At 65.0% G+C, this 18,579-nt stretch carries 12 protein-coding genes and 1 pseudogene; 9 read left to right on the top strand and 4 right to left on the bottom strand.

Annotated elements, in window-relative coordinates; translation table 11 throughout:
• Nucleotides 1-50 precede the first annotated feature (50 nt).
• Nucleotides 51-770: an RraA family protein gene (locus tag BRAGE_RS0119955; RefSeq protein ID WP_027557272.1), complete on the top strand. Its 720-nt coding sequence runs from the start codon at nt 51-53 to the stop codon at nt 768-770.
• Nucleotides 771-787: 17 nt separating this feature from the next.
• On the opposite strand, the gene BRAGE_RS0119950 is transcribed toward BRAGE_RS0119955, so the two are convergent.
• Entirely contained in the window at nt 788-1,081 is a 294-nt protein-coding gene (locus tag BRAGE_RS0119950; protein WP_027557273.1) for a hypothetical protein, read from the bottom strand.
• Between the two features lie 117 nt (nt 1,082-1,198).
• Nucleotides 1,199-1,876, bottom strand: a pseudogene (gene plsY, locus BRAGE_RS48900) (glycerol-3-phosphate 1-O-acyltransferase PlsY).
• Between the two features lie 300 nt (nt 1,877-2,176).
• On the opposite strand from plsY, the gene BRAGE_RS0119940 reads away from it, so the two are divergent.
• The 7 genes from BRAGE_RS0119940 to BRAGE_RS0119910 all read left to right on the top strand — a co-directional run bounded on the left by BRAGE_RS0119940 (nt 2,177) and on the right by BRAGE_RS0119910 (nt 10,746).
• Nucleotides 2,177-2,950, top strand: coding sequence for a motility protein A (locus tag BRAGE_RS0119940; RefSeq protein WP_018645542.1), 774 nt, complete (start codon nt 2,177-2,179; stop codon nt 2,948-2,950).
• Nucleotides 2,951-2,971: 21 nt separating this feature from the next.
• On the top strand, nt 2,972-3,802 hold the full coding sequence (locus tag BRAGE_RS0119935; RefSeq protein ID WP_027557274.1) for an OmpA/MotB family protein: 831 nt from the start codon (nt 2,972-2,974) through the stop codon (nt 3,800-3,802).
• Between the two features lie 168 nt (nt 3,803-3,970).
• Nucleotides 3,971-5,869, top strand: a complete 1,899-nt coding sequence (locus BRAGE_RS0119930) for a potassium transporter Kup (RefSeq protein ID WP_027557275.1) — start codon at nt 3,971-3,973, stop codon at nt 5,867-5,869.
• A gap of 143 nt (nt 5,870-6,012) precedes the next feature.
• Entirely contained in the window at nt 6,013-7,941 is a 1,929-nt protein-coding gene (locus BRAGE_RS0119925; RefSeq protein WP_027557276.1) for a potassium transporter Kup, read from the top strand.
• Between the two features lie 171 nt (nt 7,942-8,112).
• Nucleotides 8,113-8,439: a rhodanese-like domain-containing protein gene (locus BRAGE_RS0119920; RefSeq protein ID WP_027532212.1), complete on the top strand. Its 327-nt coding sequence runs from the start codon at nt 8,113-8,115 to the stop codon at nt 8,437-8,439.
• An 8-nt stretch (nt 8,440-8,447) separates the two neighbouring features.
• Nucleotides 8,448-9,626 carry an aminotransferase gene (locus tag BRAGE_RS0119915; RefSeq protein WP_027557277.1) on the top strand — a complete coding sequence of 393 codons (1,179 nt, stop codon included), beginning with the start codon at nt 8,448-8,450 and terminating at the stop codon, nt 9,624-9,626.
• Nucleotides 9,627-9,633: 7 nt separating this feature from the next.
• Nucleotides 9,634-10,746: a polyamine ABC transporter substrate-binding protein gene (locus tag BRAGE_RS0119910; protein WP_027557278.1), complete on the top strand. Its 1,113-nt coding sequence runs from the start codon at nt 9,634-9,636 to the stop codon at nt 10,744-10,746.
• A gap of 153 nt (nt 10,747-10,899) precedes the next feature.
• Here BRAGE_RS0119910 and BRAGE_RS48895 read toward each other — a convergent pair whose 3' ends face one another.
• Nucleotides 10,900-15,591, bottom strand: coding sequence for a beta strand repeat-containing protein (locus BRAGE_RS48895; RefSeq protein ID WP_159073912.1), 4,692 nt, complete (start codon nt 15,589-15,591; stop codon nt 10,900-10,902).
• A 186-nt stretch (nt 15,592-15,777) separates the two neighbouring features.
• Here BRAGE_RS48895 and BRAGE_RS0119900 point away from each other — a divergent pair, with 186 nt between their 5' ends.
• Entirely contained in the window at nt 15,778-17,514 is a 1,737-nt protein-coding gene (locus tag BRAGE_RS0119900) for a tetratricopeptide repeat protein (protein ID WP_027557279.1), read from the top strand.
• A 124-nt stretch (nt 17,515-17,638) separates the two neighbouring features.
• On the opposite strand, the gene BRAGE_RS0119895 is transcribed toward BRAGE_RS0119900, so the two are convergent.
• Complete coding sequence (locus BRAGE_RS0119895) at nt 17,639-18,571, bottom strand: lipid A biosynthesis lauroyl acyltransferase (protein ID WP_027557280.1); 933 nt, start codon at nt 18,569-18,571, stop codon at nt 17,639-17,641.
• Nucleotides 18,572-18,579: the final 8 nt, after the last annotated feature.

The following is an 18,579-nucleotide window of genomic DNA, read 5'->3' as shown; positions in this document are numbered from 1 at the left end:
GTGCCGGCGGCACCGCGCCAACAGCGGCCGCCAATCTGGGAGAGAACGCCGTGACTGATACCGCGACCGGGCCGCTGCCCGCTTCCGTCCTCGAAGCGCTGGGCCGCTATGACACGCCGACGATCTGCAATGCCATGGAGATCGTGGCGCCCGAACGCCGCCTGATCGGCTACACCACCAAGCAACTGGTCTGCCCGTTCCCCGACCTGCCGCCGATCGTCGGCTACGCCCGCACGGTCGCGATCCGCTCGGTGCTGAAATCGTCGTTGCCTCCTGAAGAGCAGTCGAAGCGCCGCATCGAATATTACGAATATGTCGGCACCGGCTTTGGCCCGCGCATCTCGGTGATCCAGGACATCGACGGTCCCGATGTCGGCTACGGCGCGTTCTGGGGCGAGGTGCAGAGCAATGTGCACAAGGCGCTCGGTTGCCTCGGCGTCATCACCGACGGCTCGATCCGCGACATTCCGCAATGGGCCCCTGGCTTCCAGGCATTGGCCGGCTCGATCGGCCCGTCGCATGCATGGGTGCATGCGGAGAGCTTTGGTGGCGAAGTGCGCGTCGCCGGCATGACGGTGAAGTCCGACGACCTCATCCACGCCGACCAGCACGGCGCCATCGTGATCCCGCTCGATGTCGCCGCAAAGCTGCCGGAGGCCGCCGAGCTTTGCGGTCGCCGCGAGACGCCGATCCTGGAGATCGCGCGCAGCCCCGACTTCTCGCTGGAGAAGCTCAAGGCCGCGCTGAAGCGCTCGGCGGAGATTCACTGAGCGGGCGATGAAACGGCCTACGGCTGCGACGCCGGCCGTAGGCCCTGCTGCTCTGTCAGAAACAGGGCGGCCTGATCCGGCTCGCCGAACACCGCGGCGGCGCATCCGATCAGGGTGAAGCCGCCCGCGAGATCCCACAGCGTGATCTCATCCGTGCTGTCGGAACTGTGAAGCAAGCGCGCCGCAACCACGGCGAAGGCGGCCTCGACGAAGAGCAGCGCGCTGAAGGCCGGAAGTACGAGCTCCGGCGCGAGCAGATGAAACGCCAGCACCGCGGGGAGCGCGGTGAGAAGACTGAACAGCGTCAACATTGCGATGGCTCCCGCGATGGAGCAGGCCGCAGGGCCATAGGATACTTCATTGTCTCTCGCGGCGGATGTGGCGCAGGGCCGCAGCCGCCTGGAAGCAGCTGACGTCTCGGCAGTTCCTTACGATCCCGACCTGATTTCTGGACTGAATTGTCCGAACCGCGGCTCTGTCCCTGCGAGCAGCCGTTGAATGTTGGCGCGGTGGCGGACGATCACGTAGATGCCGCCTGCAATCACGAGTAACCGATAGGGTAGCGGTTACTCCAGGCCGCAGACGAGGGCGATCGCAGTCAGCGCGGCCACGATCGAACTCAGCGACACAATGCGAGAAGCAGCCAACACAACGCCAAAGGCGATTGCAGCCCCCAAGCCGACTGGCCAGGACATTGCCAGCAGGGCGCCGAGCCCGGTCGCAGCGGATTTGCCGCCTGTGAAGTTGAGCCAGATCGAAAGGCTGTGCCCCAACAGCGCGGCAAGTCCAGCAAGGCACACGGCCCAGGCGATCCAGGTTTCCAGATCGAGCACGGTCGGCGTGACAGTTGGCGATGTCGAGAGCCAACGATAGAACCAGCGGGCGAAGACGATCGCCGCGGCGCCCTTCAGCACATCGACCAAAAGCACGACCAGCGCGGGCCATTTCCCGAGAGTGCGCAACACGTTTGTCGCGCCGGTGGATCTGGAGCCGTGCTCACGGATGTCTATGCCTCGAAGCAGCTTCCCCGCCAGGTAGCCCGTAGGCAGAGAACCGAAGAGGTAAGCGATCGCCGACCCAATCGCACCCGCTATCCAGAAACCCATCAGATTCACCTCGACGCTTTGTATAAGGCAATCGGTCACGGCTGCGCGCTATCGAGCCCATGCCTCGACGCCGGAGACATTATCGCCTGCTGCCGCAATCATGGTTAGTGAAACGTTGAGATTCCTGTCGGCAGCCGGCAAAGCCGGCGTCCCTCAGCGTGCTGCGCCGGTCCGGCGGTCCCGTTCAACTTAACCTTTACGCGGCTTTAAGGGCGGCGCTCTAGGGTTTCCGATGCGGTTCGGGGTTGGGCCGCGCCATCGGCCAGGACGGCCGTTGTTGCGGACGCGTTGGAGTCTCCCATGGATATCATGACGGGCGTTGGGCTCACGGCCGGCATCATCGTCATCACGGCGATGATCTTCATGGGCGGCGACCTCCACATGTTCATCTCCGAACATGCGATGATCATCATCTTCGGCGGCTCGATCTCCGCCACCATGATCCGCTTTCCGCTCTCGGCGCTCCTGCACGGCCTTCCGCTCGGCGCCAAGTTCGCCTTCACCATGAGCCGGCTGTCGGCGCACGACCTCGTCGACGAGCTCGCTCGTATCGCCGAGATCGCCCGCAAGCAGGGCCCGGTCGGCCTCGAAAAGGTCGAGACCGACGAGCCGTTCCTGGCCAAGGGCATCCGCTACGTCGCCGACGGCTACGACCTCGACTTCATCCGCGACAATCTCGAGCGCGACCGCGACAACTTCCTGATGCACCTCGACGAGGGCAGCAAGATCTACCGCGCCATCGGCGACTGCGCCCCGGCCTTCGGCATGATCGGCACCCTGATCGGCATGGTGCAGATGTTCGCCAACATGACCGACCCCTCCAAGCTCGGCCCGTTCATGGCGACCGCGCTGCTCGCGACGCTCTACGGCGCGCTGGTCGCCAACCTGTTCTGTCTGCCGATCGCCGACAAGCTGCACGGCAAGCTGCTGGACGAAGAGACCAACCGCACCCTGATCATCGACGGCATCCTGATGATCCGCGACTCCAAGAGCCCGACGCTCGTGCGCGAAATGCTGCTGGCCTATCTGCCGGAGAAGCATCGTCACGCCGAGGGCGAGCCGGTGCCGGCGTAACGCCCGCCGGGATCTTGCGAGATGGCCAAGAAGAAGCGCGGCGATGCTCACGGCGGTGGTCACGGCTGGTTCGTGACCTTCGCCGACCTGATGGGCCTGATGATGAGCTTCTTCGTGATGCTCGTCGCGTTCTCGACGCAGGACGCCAACAAGCTGAAGATCGTCGCCGGCTCGATGCGCGACGCCTTCGGCGTGCAGAGCGAAGCGCGCTATGCGGGCATCGTCGAATCCGACGGCCTGCCGACGCGCCCGCGGCTGAAGAACGTCGACCACATCCAGCCCGAGGATGCCTCCAACACGCCGACCCCGGACCAGGAGGATCGCGACAAGACCTCCGGCGCGAAGATCAAGGTCGATCGCAATTTCGCGCTCGCCGCGGCCTCGCTGCGCCAGGCCTTGCAGGACATGCCGGAACTAACCGAGATGTCCAAGCACATCATGTTTGAGGAAACCAAGCAGGGTCTTAACCTCGAGATCGTCGACCAGGATGGCCGCTCGATGTTCGCCGACGGCTCCAAGGTGCCGTACGACCGCACCCGCCGTCTGATCGAGAAGCTCGCGATCCCGCTCAAGGCGACGCCGCTGCGCGTCTCCATCGCCGGCCACACTGCGGCCGGATTCGTGCCGACTCGCAGCGACTACGGCGCCTTCGACCTCTCGGCCGACCGCGCCAACGCCGTGCGCCAGATACTCGAACGCGAGGGCCTGCCGCCGTCCCACATCTTCGCCGTCTCCGGCAAGGCGGACACCCAGCCGCTGTTTCCGGACGATCCCTCGCTCGCGGCCAACCGACGGGTAACCATCACCCTGATGCGCGAAGATCCGCCGCTGCCGCCGAATCTGAAGCCGTAACCCCTTGCGCTACCATTCTACCTGAGGCATCTCGTCGCGCAGGCGACGGCGTGGCTGCGCCGTCACAGCATCTGCCGCTGCGCCTGCTATGTTGTGCCAATTGACACGCGCGCAGGAAGCGTCAAAAGGCGCCGGATCAATTCAAGGGAAGAAGCGTTTTCCACCCTCATGGCGGCGAGCATTACATCGACCGAGGCCCAGGAAGGGCCGGTCAAAACAGGCTTTTGGGCGCTCACGCTCGGGAGCATTGGCGTCGTCTTCGGCGATATCGGCACGTCGCCGCTCTACGCATTCCACGAGGCGGTACGGGGCGCCGCCGGTGGCGAGCCGGTCTCGCGGGTCATCGTGCTTGGCGTGCTCTCGCTGATCCTGTGGGCGCTGTTCATCGTCGTCACCGCCAAATACGTCCTGCTGCTCTTGCGCGCCGACAATAACGGGGAGGGCGGCACGCTCTCGCTGATGGCGCTCGGCCAGCGCGCGCTGGGGCGGCGAAGCTGGTTCCTGCTAGCGCTGGGCGTGGTCGGCGCCTCCATGTTCATCGGCGATTCCATGATCACGCCGGCGATCTCGGTGCTGTCGGCGGTCGACGGACTGAAGCTCGCAACGCCTGCGTTCGAGCACTATGTCGTGCCGCTCACGGTCCTAATCCTGGCGCTGCTGTTCGCGGTGCAGAGCAAGGGCACCGCGCTGGTGGCCTCGGCGTTCGGGCCGGTGATGGTGATCTGGTTCACCTGCCTTGCGGTAATGGGCGCCGTCCACATCGCCGACGATCCGACGGTGCTGGCGGCGATCAATCCCTATTACGCGCTGCAATTCCTGTTGTCGCACGGCACGATTGGTCTCGTGACGCTCGGCGCCGTGTTCCTGGCGGTCACCGGCGGCGAGGCGCTCTACGCCGATCTCGGCCATTTTGGCCGCAAGCCGATCCAGTCGGCCTGGATGTTCTTCGTGCTGCCCTCGCTGTTGATCAACTATTTCGGACAAGGCGCCCTGGTGCTGTCTGATCCCAGCGCGATCGAACATTCCTTCTATCGTATGGTGCCCGAGAGCCTCGTGCTGCCGCTGGTTGGCCTTGCGACCGCGGCCACCGTGATCGCGAGCCAGGCGGTGATCACCGGCGCCTATTCGCTGGTCTATCAGGCGGTGCAGCTCGGCCTCCTGCCGCGCTTCGAGGTGCGCTACACCTCCGAGACCCATGCCGGTCAGATCTATCTGCCGCGGGTGAACCGGCTGCTGCTGATCGGCGTGATGCTGCTGGTCCTGCTGTTCCACACGCCCAGCAATCTGGCTTCGGCCTATGGCATCGCAGTCTCCACCACCATGGTGGCCGACGGCATCATGGGCTTCGTCGTGATCTGGAAGCTGTGGAATTGGCGCGCCGCGACCGCCGCGGTCGTGATCCTGCCCTTCGTCATGGTCGACATGACCTTCTTCAGCGCCAATCTGCTCAAGCTGCTCGAAGGCGCCTGGGTGCCGCTGCTGTTCGGTGCGGCCATGGCGGGCACGATCTGGACATGGCGGAAGGGCTCGGGAATCCTGATCCAGAAGACGCGCCGGATCGAGGTGCCGCTGGACGACCTGATCCGGAGCCTGGAGAAGAGGCCGCCGCACATCGTCAAGGGCACCGCGGTGTTCCTCACCAGCGATCCCGCCTTCGTGCCGACCGCGCTGCTGCACAATCTCAAGCACAACAAGGTGCTGCACGAGCACAACGTGATCCTGACCATCGAGACCGCGCATACGCCGCGGGTCGATCTCTCCGAACGGTTCCGGATGGAGAAGATCAGCGACAAGTTCTCGAAGGTCCGCCTGCGCTTCGGCTTCATGGAGCAGCCGAACGTGCCCAAGGCGCTTGCGATCGCACGCAAGCAGGGCTGGCAGTTCGACATCATGTCGACGTCGTTCTTCGTGTCGCGGAGGTCGCTGAAGGCGTCGGCCCAGTCGGGCATGCCGCTGTGGCAGGACCATCTGTTCATCGCCCTGAGCCGGTCCGCCAACGACGCCACCGACTATTTCCAGATTCCCACCGGGCGGGTGGTTGAAGTCGGAACCCAAGTGACTATTTGAAAACGCAACTGCTGAACCCATGCGAAATTCGCATGGCGAGGGCCCAGAATCGGGCTAGGCTATGCCGGCAGCGCAGGACTATAAGCCGCGCGCTCTTCCGCCGTTGTGCAGTGAAGCATTTTTAGAGGCCATCGGGCTCTCCCATGACAAGCGACGTAGCGATTTCCGCCCCGGAAACGGCGGCGGCCAATGGGCATGGCGAGGCCCACACCACCGCCGGTTTCGGCGCGCTGACGCTTGGCAGCATCGGCGTCGTCTATGGCGACATCGGCACCAGCCCGCTCTACGCGTTCCGCGAGGCTGTGCTGGCCGCCTCGGGCGCGGAGGGCGCGCCGACGACGGCGGCCGTGCTCGGCGTGGTGTCCTTGATCCTGTGGGCGCTGATCGTCGTGGTGACGCTCAAATACGTCGTGATCCTGCTGCGCGCCGACAACAATGGCGAGGGCGGCACGCTGGCGCTGATGGCGCTGGCCCAGCGCGCGGTCGGCACCGGCGGGGCCACCATCGTCCTGCTCGGCATCATCTCCGGCGCGCTGTTCTACGGCGATGCCGTGATCACCCCGGCTGTGTCGGTGCTGTCGGCGATCGAAGGCATGAAGGACGTCACGCTGACCTTCGAGCCCTATATCGTTCCGCTCACGGTTGTGATCCTGGTCTGCCTGTTCGCCGTGCAGTCGCGCGGCACAGCCCGTGTCGCCGCGTTCTTCGGCCCGGTGATGTGCGTCTGGTTTGCCGTGATTGCGGTCGCGGCGATCGGGCCGGTCATCCGGCAGCCGCAAATTCTGTTCGCGTTGAACCCGCTCTATGCGGTGTCGTTCATGCTCCACCACGGCATCATCGGCTTCGTGACGCTGGGCGCGGTGTTCCTGGCGGTGACCGGCGCCGAGGCGCTCTATGCCGACCTCGGCCATTTCGGCAAGCGGCCGATCCAGACCGCCTGGCTGTTCATCGTGCTGCCGTCGCTCGCGCTGAACTATCTGGGGCAGGGCGCGCTCATCCTGGATGACCCCGGGGCGATCGTGAGCCCGTTCTTCCAGCTGTTCCCGCAAGGCTGGCTGCGCGGCAGCATGGTCGTGCTGGCCACCATGGCGACCGTGATCGCGAGCCAGGCCGTCATCACCGGCGCCTATTCGCTGACGCGCCAGGCGATCCAGCTCGGTCTGCTGCCGCGGTTCGAAATTCGCCATACGTCCGAGGCCCATTCCGGCCAGATCTTCATCCCGCGCATCAACCAGCTGCTGCTGGTCGCCGTGATCCTGATGGTGCTGCTGTTCCGCTCCTCCAGCGCGCTGGCCTCCGCCTACGGCATCGCCGTGACCGGCACGATGGTTGTCACGGGAATGATGGGCTTCGTCGTGGTCTGGAAGGCCTGGCGCTGGTCGCCGGTCGCCGCCGCGGCGCTGATCGTCCCGTTCCTGTGCCTCGACTTCACCTTCCTTGCCGCCAATCTGCTCAAGGTGTTCGAGGGCGGCTGGGTGCCGCTGGCGCTCGGCTCGCTGATGATCCTGCTGATGTACACATGGCGGCGCGGCAGCCGGCTGCTGTTCGAGAAGTCGCGCAAGCTCGAGTTCCCGCTCGCCGACCTCGTCGCCATGCTGGAGAAGCGGCCGCCGCAGCGTGTGCCCGGCACCGCCGTGTTCCTGACCTCGGACCCGCTCAGCGCGCCGACCGCGCTGATGCATAGTCTGAAGCACTACAAGGTGCTGCACGAGAAGAACGTCATTCTCACCATCGAGACCGCGCAGACCCCGCGCATCGATCCGGCCGAGCGCGTCAAGCTGGAGCAGATCTCGCCAACCTTCTCCAAGGTGACGCTGAAGTTCGGCTTCATGGAATCGCCCAACGTGCCGAAGGCCCTCGCCATCGCCCGGAAGCTCGGCTGGCAGTTCGACATCATGTCGACCTCGTTCTTCCTGTCGCGCCGGGCGCTCAAGCCCGCCGCCCATTCCGGCATGCCGCGCTGGCAGGACCGGCTGTTCATCTCGCTGAGCCGCTCGGCCAACGATGCCACCGACTATTTCCAGATCCCGAGCGGCCGCGTGGTCGAGGTCGGAACGCAGGTGACGATCTAGGCCGGGCATCCCGGCCTAGGATTCAAAGCACACTTCAAGTCGCTGCGATTTAGCTTTAACTTGCGCAAGGCAGCTCAAGCCTTTGTAGCGCTTGATTTTCGTCTGCCGAGAGGCGAGGTTGCCGCCCGCCGGGATCGCCCCGGCAAGGACCCCGCGACGTTGGAGGATGATGTGGCAAATCAAGTACAGGATCTGACTCCGGAGGAGGTCTCCAAGGGTGTCGCGGAAGGCCGCTATCTCCTCGTCGACGTGCGCGAGCCGAACGAGGTCGAGGCCGAGGCCTACCCCTATGGCGTCGTGGTGCCGCTCTCGACCTTCGATCCCAAGGCCATCCCCGATCCGCAAGGCAAGGAGGTCGTATTCGCCTGCCGCTCCGGCAAGCGCTCGGTGACGGCCTCGCTGGCGGCGCAGGCGGCGGGCCTGCCTTACGACAAGCATCTGGCCGGCGGCATGCTCGGTTGGAAGGCGGCGGGTCTTCCCAGCAAGGTCGGTGGCTGATCGGCCCGATGTCCAAGAGCTCGTCCCTGAACAAGGTCTTCGCCGACCTTCCTGTCACCATCTTCGAGGCGATGTCGCAGGCCGCGCGCGACAATGCCGCCATCAATCTCGGCCAGGGCTTTCCTGATGATCCGGGCCCCGAGGACATCCGCCGCGCCGCGGCCGACGCCTCGCTGAACGGCTACAACCAGTATCCGTCGATGATGGGCCTGCCTGAGCTGCGCCAGGCGATCGCGACCCATTACGGCCACTGGCACGGCCTCAAGCTCGATCCGATGAGCGAGGTGATGGTGACCTCCGGCGGCACCGAGGCTTTGACGTCGGCGATCCTCGCAGTGGTCCAGCCCGGCGACGAGGTGGTCTGCTTCCAGCCGGTCTATGATTCCTACTTGCCGATCATCCGCCAGGCCGGCGGCATTCCGCGCCTCGTCCGGCTCGAGCCGCCGCACTGGCGGCTGAATGAGGACATGCTGAAAAGTGTCTTCAATTCAAAGACCAAGGCGGTGCTGTTCAACAACCCCTTGAATCCCTCCGCTGTGGTCTATCCGCGCGAGGACCTCGAGCTCCTGGCGCGCTACTGCCAGGAGTTCGACGTCATCGCGATCTGCGACGAGGTCTGGGAGCACGTCACCTTCGACGAGCACAAGCACATCCCGCTGATCACCATCCCCGGCATGCGTGACCGCACCATCAAGGTCGGCTCGGCCGGCAAGATCTTTTCGCTGACCGGCTGGAAGATCGGCTTCGTCTGCGCCGCGCCGCCGCTCTTGCGCGTCGCCGCCAAGGTGCACCAGTTCCTGACCTTCACCACCGCGCCGAACCTGCAGGCCGCCGTTGCCTACGGTCTCGGCAAGTCCGACGACTACTTCCTGTCGATGCGCAAGGACCTGACGCGGAGCAGAGACCGTCTCACCAAGGGCCTCGAAAGCCTCGGCTTCCCGGTGCTGAAGTCGCAAGGCACCTACTTCCTCACCGTCGACCTGTCGCCGCTCGGGCTGAACGAGAGCGACACCGAGTTCTGCTGGCGCATCGTTAGGGATTACAAGGTCGCGGCGATCCCGGTGTCGGCCTTCTACGAGCAGGACCCGGTGACCTCGGTGGTGCGCTTCTGCTTTGCCAAGAAGGACGAGACCCTCGACACTGCGCTGGAGCGGTTGTCGGACGCGGTACGTGGACGCAAGAGGTAGATTTGAGATGACGAACGTCAGCCGCTCGCGGTTTCGCCTCGGTCTTGCAATCGCCGCCGCGCTGACGTTGCTCTCCGCTCCAGCGGGAGCCGAGGAACGCGTCGTCAACTTCTACAACTGGTCCAACTACATGGCGCCGGATGTCCTTGAGGCCTTCACCAAGGAGACCGGCATCAAGGTGGTCTACGACACCTTCGATGCCAACGAGACGCTGGAGACGCGCCTGATGGCCGGCAAGTCCGGCTATGACGTCGTGGTGCCCACAGCCTATTTCCTGCAGCGCCAGATCAAGGCCAACATCTTTCAGAAGCTCGACAAGTCGAAGCTGCCGAACCTTGGCAATGCCTGGCCGATGGTGACCAAGCATCTCGCGACCTACGACCCCGGCAACGATTTTGCCGCGAACTACATGTGGGGCACGACGGGCATCGGCTACAACGTCGCCAAGGTGAAGCAGATCCTCGGACCCGACGCCAAGATCGACAGCTGGGACATCGTCTTCAAGCCGGAGAACCTCGCCAAGTTCAAAGACTGCGGCGTCCACATGCTCGACTCCGCCGACGACATTTTTCCGGCGGCGCTGAACTATCTCGGGCTCGATCCGAACTCGACCAAGCAGGCGGACCTCGAGAAGGCCGCTGATGTCGTCGCCAAGGTTCGGCCGTCCGTGCGCAAGTTTCACTCGTCGGAATATTTGAGCGCGCTGGCCACTGGCGAGATCTGCTTCGTGGTCGGCTGGTCCGGCGACATCATGCAGGCCCGCGCCCGCGCGGCGGAAGCCAAGAGCGGCATCGAGATCGGCTACGCCATTCCGAAGGAGGGCGCGCAGATGTTCTTCGACAATCTCGCGATCCCCGCGGATGCCAAGAACGTCAAGGAGGCCTACGAGCTGATCAACTATCTCTATCGCCCCGACGTCGCCGCCAAGAACTCGGACTTCCTGTCCTACGCGAGCGGCAACCTCGCCAGCCAGAAGCTGGTCGATCCAAAGATCCTGAACGACAAGAACATCTATCCGGACGAGGCGACGCTTTCAAAACTGTTCGTCATCACGGCGCGCGAGCCGGCAACGCAGCGCATCATCAACCGGCTCTGGACCAAGGTGAAGACGGGGCGGTAGTCGGCTCGGGAACCAGCCCGGCAAACCAAATCCGCAAAACAACCCCTTGCACAGTAGAAGCGCCATCTGCGGGTCACCGTCGGTGACGGCGCCTAAGTCACGATCCGGGCTGGCCTAATCGACACGCGGGCGCAACACCGCGCGCAGCGCCGCTCACCACTCATAACGCACCGTTCCCTTGCCCGTGTAAGTCTGCGTGCTCTGGGAGAACTCACCCTCGACCGTGCCTGCGAGCGAGAGACCGCTCTTCCATTTCATCTCCGCGCGGCCGCCAACGAGTGCGGAGTCCGCGGCAGGCTGCGCTCCGTTGACGGTGAACGCCGCGCCGGGGAGCGTCTGGAAGGCGGCGCTGACGAGCCGGTTGGTGTTGGTGTCGTGCGCCCAGGCGAGGCGGCCGCGCAAGGTCAGCACGCCGTCGCTGACCAGGAAGCGCTGGTCGGTGCGAGCGCCGAGCTCGGTGCGGACATTGGTGGTGTCCTGCGCGGTGTAGGAGAGCGCGAACTGGTTGCTGCCGACGATCGCGGTCTCGCCGTAGCCGGGGAGGTGGAAGGTGGTGACTTGCACCGCTGCGTAGGGCGTCACGCCGAAAGTCGAGGCGGGAATCGGTGCGAAGCGCCAGCCGGCTTCCAAGCGGCCGGAGAAGGTGCTGGCCTTGAAATTCGCAGTCAGCTTGTCGGTGCCTGAGACCGTCACGGTGCGGTCGGTGGTGACGTCCTGCCAGCCATAGGCCAGCGCTGCCGAGAGGTAGGCCGGCCCGAATGTGTGGCGCCCGTAGACGCCGGCCTGGAACAGATCGGCGCGGCCGCCGCCGAGACTGTCCGACAGCGTAAAATTATAGCCAGCGCCGCCGAGGGCGAAGCCAAGCAGCGTGTTCGGGGAGACGCGATAGTCAGCGCCCACGACGGTACCGTAGATGCGGCTGCTTGTGGTGGTCGAACCAGCCGCGGCGTTGCCGTTCAACGTGCTGGCGCCGCCGTAAGCAGAGGCCCAGACGCCCCAGCGGCGGTCGATGACATCGCCGCTTGCATCGCGCGGCGTCACCGCGGCGTAGGCCTCGCGTACTCTTGCGTCGTTCGGTGCGGTCGAAGCGTAGCCCAGCGTCCCGCCATCGCCAGCGCTTGCGCCGCGCTCGCCATCCGCGCCGCCGCCAAGCGGATCGAGCATGCCGACGAACTGCTGCATGGCGTTGAACGAGGCCTGAGTGCCGGCGGCGCCTGGCTGTCCCGAGACCTGGCCGAGCGCGCCGTTGAGCTGCGGCTGGCCCATGTTGAGCAGCGCATCGAAGCCGGCCGGCGGCGTCCCGCCGCTTGCGACGGCTCCGTTGATGGCGCCGGCCACGTTGCTCTGGTTGGCGCCGGTGCCCGCCGGCAGCGCGATCGTGCCGGGATCGAGCACGAGGTAGACGTTGTTGAGGTCGTAGGTGAGATGCGGATTGCGCGTGGGGCTGAAGCTGCCGCTCACGCTTAGCCCGGCGAACTGCGTTCCGCCAAAGCCGCCGGTCGCATTGAGGATGGTGTAGGTCTGGCTCCGGAAGCTGCCGGGAATCGCTACCGCCTGCACGGTGGCGCCGGTGAGCGTCGCGGTGCCCGAGACATTGGTCCGGTCCACGGCAGCCGTGGAGACCTCGACCCGGTAGAAGCTGCCGGCACTGAAGGTGAGGCTGCCGCTGACGGTGAGGGTGCCCACGGAATTGCCCGGCGCCAGCGTGCCGCCGCTCGCGATCGTCGTGTTACCGACGGTGCCAGCACCGCCGAGCGTGCCGCCGCTGTTCACGGTGACGCCGCTGGAGGACGCGATCGAGCCGTTCACCGCCAGCGTGCCGCCGTTCACGATCGTTGCGCCGGTGTAGGTGTTGATGCCCGAAAGCGTCAGCGTGCCGGTGCCGACCTTGATCAGCGATGTTCCGGTGTTGTGTGCGTCGCCGGTGAGGACGCCGGTGACGGTGGTCGACAGGTTGTTGCCGCCAACCGTCAATTCCTCGCCGTTGAGGTTGAAGTGGCCGTCGCCGGCGATCGAGCCGGCACTGATTTTGCCGTCGCTGCCCGGGCCGGGGGTGTTGAAGTCGATGACGGCGCTGGAGGTGGTGTTGACGAGCTGCGCGTTGCCGGCCGTGGAGTTGCCGTCGAACAGCACATTGCCGCTGTTGTGGATGGTCGCGCTGCCGGCTGTGGAGTTGCCGTAGAACGTCAACTGCGCGTTGTTGGCGATATCAGCGCTACCGGCAGAGTTGTTGAGGAACACCAGCGTGCCGGCGGATACCGTCACGCTGGAAAATGTGTCCGCGCCGGTCAAGGTCAGCGTGCCGGCGCCGGACTTCGTCAGCGCGCCGCCGCTGAGAGTCTGGCTGACGGTGAAATTGTTGGCGGCGTTCGCAATGTCGAACGTGCCGCCTGCTGCGCCCCAGTTGATGGTGCGCGTGGTGGCGGTGAATGCCGTGCCAGTGACCTGCAAGGCGCCGCCGTTGAAGGTCAGGCTGCCCGCGAGGTCGCCGAGATTGGCGTCCGAGGAGACGCTGACCGTTCCGCCGGCGAAGGTGGTGCCGCCGGTATAGGTGTTGGCGCCCGACAGCGTCAGCGTGCCGGTACCCGTCTTCACCAGCGAACCGCCGGTATCGCCGCTCGCGCCGCCATCGGCGATCACGCCGCTGACGGCGGTCGACAGATTGTTGCTGCCGACCGTGAGCTCGTTGGCACCGAGCGAGAAGGTGCCGTTGCCGGTGATCGAGCCGGCGCTGAGCTTGTGGTCGCCGTTCGGGCCGGTGCTGCCCGAGAAATCGAAGACGGCATTGGCCGCGTTGTTGATCAGTTGCGCATTGCCGGCGGTCGAGTTGTCCTGGAAGGAGGTCGTGCCGCCGGCATTGTTGGTAATCGTCGCGCTGCCGGCGGTGCTGCTGACGACGAAATTAATGGTGTTGCTGTTGGTGATGGAGGCGTTGCCGGCCGTGGAATTGTCACGGAAAACCAGCAAATTGGACGTGGTGATGGTCGCGCTGCCAGCCGTGCTGTCGTTGTAGAAATACAGCCAGCGATTGTTGGTGAGAGTAGCGCTACCTGCCGTGCTGGTGTCGTTGAAAGACAGCCAATTGTTGTTGGTGATAGCAGCGTTGCCGGCCGTGCTGCTGCCGTAGAAATAAAGGTAGGCGCCGTTGGTGATGGTTGCGTTGCTGGCCGTGGCGTTTCCTTGGAAAATGGCTCTGCTGTTGGCGCTGTTGGTGATGTTTGCGCTGCCCGCAGTGCTGGTATCGTTGAAATACAGGTAGTTGTTGTCGCTGGTGATCGTCGCGCTGCCCGCCGAACTCGAATTGTTGAAGTAGACGTTGCCTGTGGCGCTGTTGGTGATTGTCGCGCCGCCAGCAGTGCTATGGTCGTTGAAATTCAGGGAGGCATTGTTCGTGATCGTGGCGTTGCCGGCCGTGCTATTGGCGTAGAAAAACATATTGTAGTTATTGGTGATGGTTGCGCTGCCGGCCGTGGCGTTGTCGAAGAGAGAGAGCAGGCCGCCGCTGCCGTTGGTGATAGTCGCGCTGCCGGCCGTGCTGTTGCCGACAAAAGATATGCCCCCGTTGTTGGTGATGCTCGCATTGCCCGCTGTGGCGAATCCAGCGAATCCGAGCCCGCCGAAGGAGCTGTTGGTGATGGAGGCGTTGCCGGCCGTGCTCGTGTCGGAAAAATAGAGGGTGCTGCTATTTGAGATGGTCGCGGAGCCGGCGCTGTTTGCGTTCTGGAACACCGTGAGACCGGCGTTGGAGATGTCAGTGATGCCGCTGGTGTCGGCGTTGACGACGCTGAACCTGCCGTTGGCGCCAACGTTGACGGTCCCCACAATGGAGCCGACGCCGCCGGCACTGCCGAGTTGCAACAGGCCGCCGTTGACCGTGGTGCCACCGGTGTAAGTGTTGGCGCCGCTCAGGATCAGCGTGCCGGTGCCCGTCTTCACGATTCCGAACGCGCCGCCGGTTTGGCCGATGGCGCCTGCCTGGGTCGCGCTGCCGGTCGTGACATCGAGCGTTGCGCTGCCGCGAAGGTCAATCGCATTGCCGATGGCGATGCCATCGGCATAGGCTACGGTCCCGCCGTATATCGTCAGCGCGCCAGTGCCGAGTGCATTGTTGTTGGCAAGCCCCAGCGTCCCCGCGCTGAGCGTAACGCCGCCTCCGAACGTGTTGGAAGCCGACAGCGTGAGCGTGCCCGTGCCGATCTTGACCAGCGACCCGTCGACTATTTGGCCGGTTACGACGGTCGACAGATTGTTGGAGCCAACCGTCAGCTGGTTGCCGCCAAGGTCGAATACCCCGCTGCCCGCGATCGAGCCGGCTGTGAGGGGGCCGGTCGTGAAAAACTCGATCTGACTGTTGTTGTTGATCGTGGCATTGCCGGCCGTGCTGTTGCCGTAGAACGCAAGGTCGCTGTTGACGTTGAGGGTGGCGTCGCCCGCGGTGCTTGAACCGGTGAACGTGGACGTCGAAAAGCTGACGTTGTAGTTGATCGTGACGCTGCCGCCATTGACCGTGATTCCGGCGCCCGTGAGGTTCAACTGGCCGCTGACGTCAAAAACGTAGTTCGCGGCGCCGGCATTGAACGTCCAGCCGCCGACGCTGGCGCTCGAGATCGCCAGGCTGGTGGTATTGGAGGTGCCGAACGAGGCCGTGCCGACAGGCACGAAGCCGCCGTCCCAGTTGGCGCCGTTGCCGTAATCGTTGCTGCCGGGCGAGGTGAGCCAGGTGCCATTCGCGGCGGCGCGCGAGGGCGCGGACGGTAGCGCCCAGGCCAGGGCCAGCGCCGACGACGTCAGCAGGGCGGCCCGCAGGTGGCGGGTCGCTTTAAAATAATCTTTCCCCGTCCTCACCACTTCCCCCAACACGCGGTCCGAGTCCTCGACCGGATTCATCGCATCGGGTGGGGATTGGTGTCCTGATAAGGGGTTGGCCAGTTTCTGAAAGTTTCTGATATTTGCGCTTCAGACCCGATTTCCGGGCATTTTCGGCAGACTTCCGCTATATGGGCCACCTTGAGAGACGTTTTGGGGGATCACTTGCTTCGTTTCGCCGGCTTCGAGCTGGACCTGCAGCGCGCGGAGCTGCGCGGTGCCGATGGCACGCCGATCAAGCTCCGGCCCAAGACGTTCGAGATGCTTCGGCTCTTTGCCACCAGCGGCGGCCGGGTGCTCAGCAAGCAGGAGCTGATGGAGGCGGTCTGGCCGAATGTCCATGTCGGCGAGGACAGCCTGTTCCAATGCATCCGAGAGCTTCGGAACGCGCTCGGCGACGACCGGCGGCAGTTGATCAAGCTCGCCTCCGGCGGCGGCTACCTGCTGGCGGCGGAAGTTGAGGCTGCGCCCGAATCCGGCCTGGTGCAGGCCGAGCAGGCCCGGCCGGACCCGGGCGACGAGGTCGCGCCCCTGCCGCCGGCCGAGGTTGCTGTGCCGCCCGTGAGGTCGCGGCGCGCGATGTTCGGCTTGAGCCGGCAGGCCACGGTCGCCGCCGTGGCCGCGCTCTTTGTGATCGTCATGGGGCTTGCGGTTGCCGCGCCCGTGCTGAAGCCGGACCTTCTGTTCAGGCGAACGCCGCCGCGGCTCGCGGTGATGCCGATCGCTGATGACGGCAACGACCCGCGTGGCGCGGCGATGGCGGCAGAGGTCACCGGTCGTCTGACGGATGGCTTTGCCAAGATCCAGAACATCAGCGTGGTTGCGCCACGCATGGCGGCCAGGAGCGGCGACGGCACTGCTGCATCCGCCGCATCATCCGATTACGAGCTGCAGGGTGAGTTGCAGCATGGCGATCGATCCTGGACGCTGCGCGCGCGTATCGTCAAGGCCGCGACCGGCGAGGTTCAGTCGGTCGTTGCAGCTTCGGTCGCCGCGGACGATGCGGACGCGCAACTCGCGCAGTCGCGGCTCGTTGCCGGCGTCGGTCATGTGCTCGCGCGCCGTCTCAACGAGATTCTGGAGCCGAGCGGATCGTCATCTGCGAGCCGCAAATCCTCGGTCGGCGGCGACAAGGTGGCCGTCGAGCAGGCGCTCGCCTCGATCAACCAGACCACGCGCGAGCGTTTCGGCGCGGCGCAGGCCATGCTGCAAAAGGCGCTCGCTGACGATCCTGACAATCTCGACATCGCGGTCGCGCTCGCCTCGCTGCAGATGCGCGGCATCCAGATGGTCTGGTTCGGCCCGGAGGAGGCTGCTGCGGTCGAGGGGAGGGCCAATGCGACGCTCGAGCAGGCATTGCGGTCGAAGCCGAATTCGATTCCGGTGCTCGAGGCCACTTGCCGCTTCCTCAGCGCGACCAACCATTTCGTCGAAAGCCTTGTCACCTGCGCCAAGGCCTTGAGCTTCGATCCGTGGAACGGGTCTGCGCTCTATCTGATCGGATTGGGCCAGATCTATCTCGGCCGCTTCGAGGATGCGCTCGCGACGTTCCAGCAAGCCGATCGCTACGACACGCCGCCGGCCTCGCGCTGGACCTGGCTGCTCGGCGTAGGCACGGCGCATGCCTTGATGGGCCGCTACGAGGAGGCGCTGCCGTGGCTGCAGCGTTCGATCGCCATCACGCCGGGGACGGGCCGCTCGCATTTCCTGCTCGCTGCCGCCTATCAGAGAACGGGCCGGGCCGAGGAGGCGAAGGCCGCGATCGCGGAGGGGCTGCGCTTGCGGCCCGGCACGAACAGACAAAGCGTCTGGCCGCCGATGAAGAACGCAAGTCCGATCTGCATCGCAGCCTGGGAGCGCGTCGTGCAGGCCGAGGTGGATGCTGGACTGCCGGAGCAGTGAAGTTCTGCGTCATTCCGGGATGGTGCGTAAGCACCAGACCCGGAATCTCGAGATTCTCAGGTGCGCAATTGCGCACCGTAGTTTGATGCTTTCGCATCGCCCCGGAATGACAACAATGGGGCGCCTACCGCCACCTTCTGTGCAGCCACAGCCACTGCTCAGGATGCTCGCGCACCCAGCTCTCCACCACGCTGGTGACTGCCTGCATCGTGCCCTGGATGTCGATCTTGCCGTCGGCATCGCGCACCGGCGGGATTTCCTCGGTCAGCTCGCCGGTGAAGCGGCCGCCGGGCAGGCGGATGATGCGGACGCCGTGGATGGGGCATTCGACCTGGCGGAGCAGGCGGGCCAGCGTCGGATTGGCGCGCGTCTTGCGGCCGAAGAAGGTGACCTCGACGCCGCCGGTCAGATACTGGTCGATCAGCATCGCGACGTGCTTGCCCTCTTTCAGCGCCTGACCCAGCCGCAAAGGTGCGTCGCGGCCCGCCGGGATCAGCGTGCCCATGTTGACCTGGCGCATCTCCTGGATGATGCGGTCGGCGGAGGCGATGTTCGGGCGGCGATAGAGGATCGCGGCGTCCAGCCCGTGCGCGACGCCGGCGAGCGCCGGCAACTCCCAGTTGGCCAGATGCGCGGCGAAGATCAGCGCCGGCTTGCCGTCGTCGCGGATCTGGTCGAACAACTCGATGCTGCGCGCCGGGATTTCGATCCGGCTTTTCTCCGGATGCTCGCGGTCGTAGTCCCAGACGTGGTCCATATGGGCGAATTCGGCGCCGACGCGGCCGAGATTGTCCCACACGCCCATCAGGATCTGCTCGATCTCCTCCGGCGATTTCTCGGGAAACGCCGCGGTGAGGTTGGCGCGGCCGATGCGATGCTCGCGCAGACGCGGGCCGATCGTCTTGGTGACGCGCGCGAAAAAGTCCGAGGTCTTGACCGGGTCGAAATAGCGCGTGGTGCGCAACATGCCGACGGTGGCAGCGCCGATCAGGCTTCCGCTGATCGATTTGGCAGCATTGCGTGCGCGGATCTTCGTGCCGAGAGAAATCAGCGCCATGCGTCCGG

The sequence above is a fragment of the Bradyrhizobium genosp. SA-4 str. CB756 genome (assembly GCF_000473125.1).
GTDB lineage: Bacteria > Pseudomonadota > Alphaproteobacteria > Rhizobiales > Xanthobacteraceae > Bradyrhizobium > Bradyrhizobium arachidis.
The sequence above is the reverse complement of the archived record's forward strand: the minus strand, read 5'-3'. Positions and strand labels throughout refer to the sequence as shown.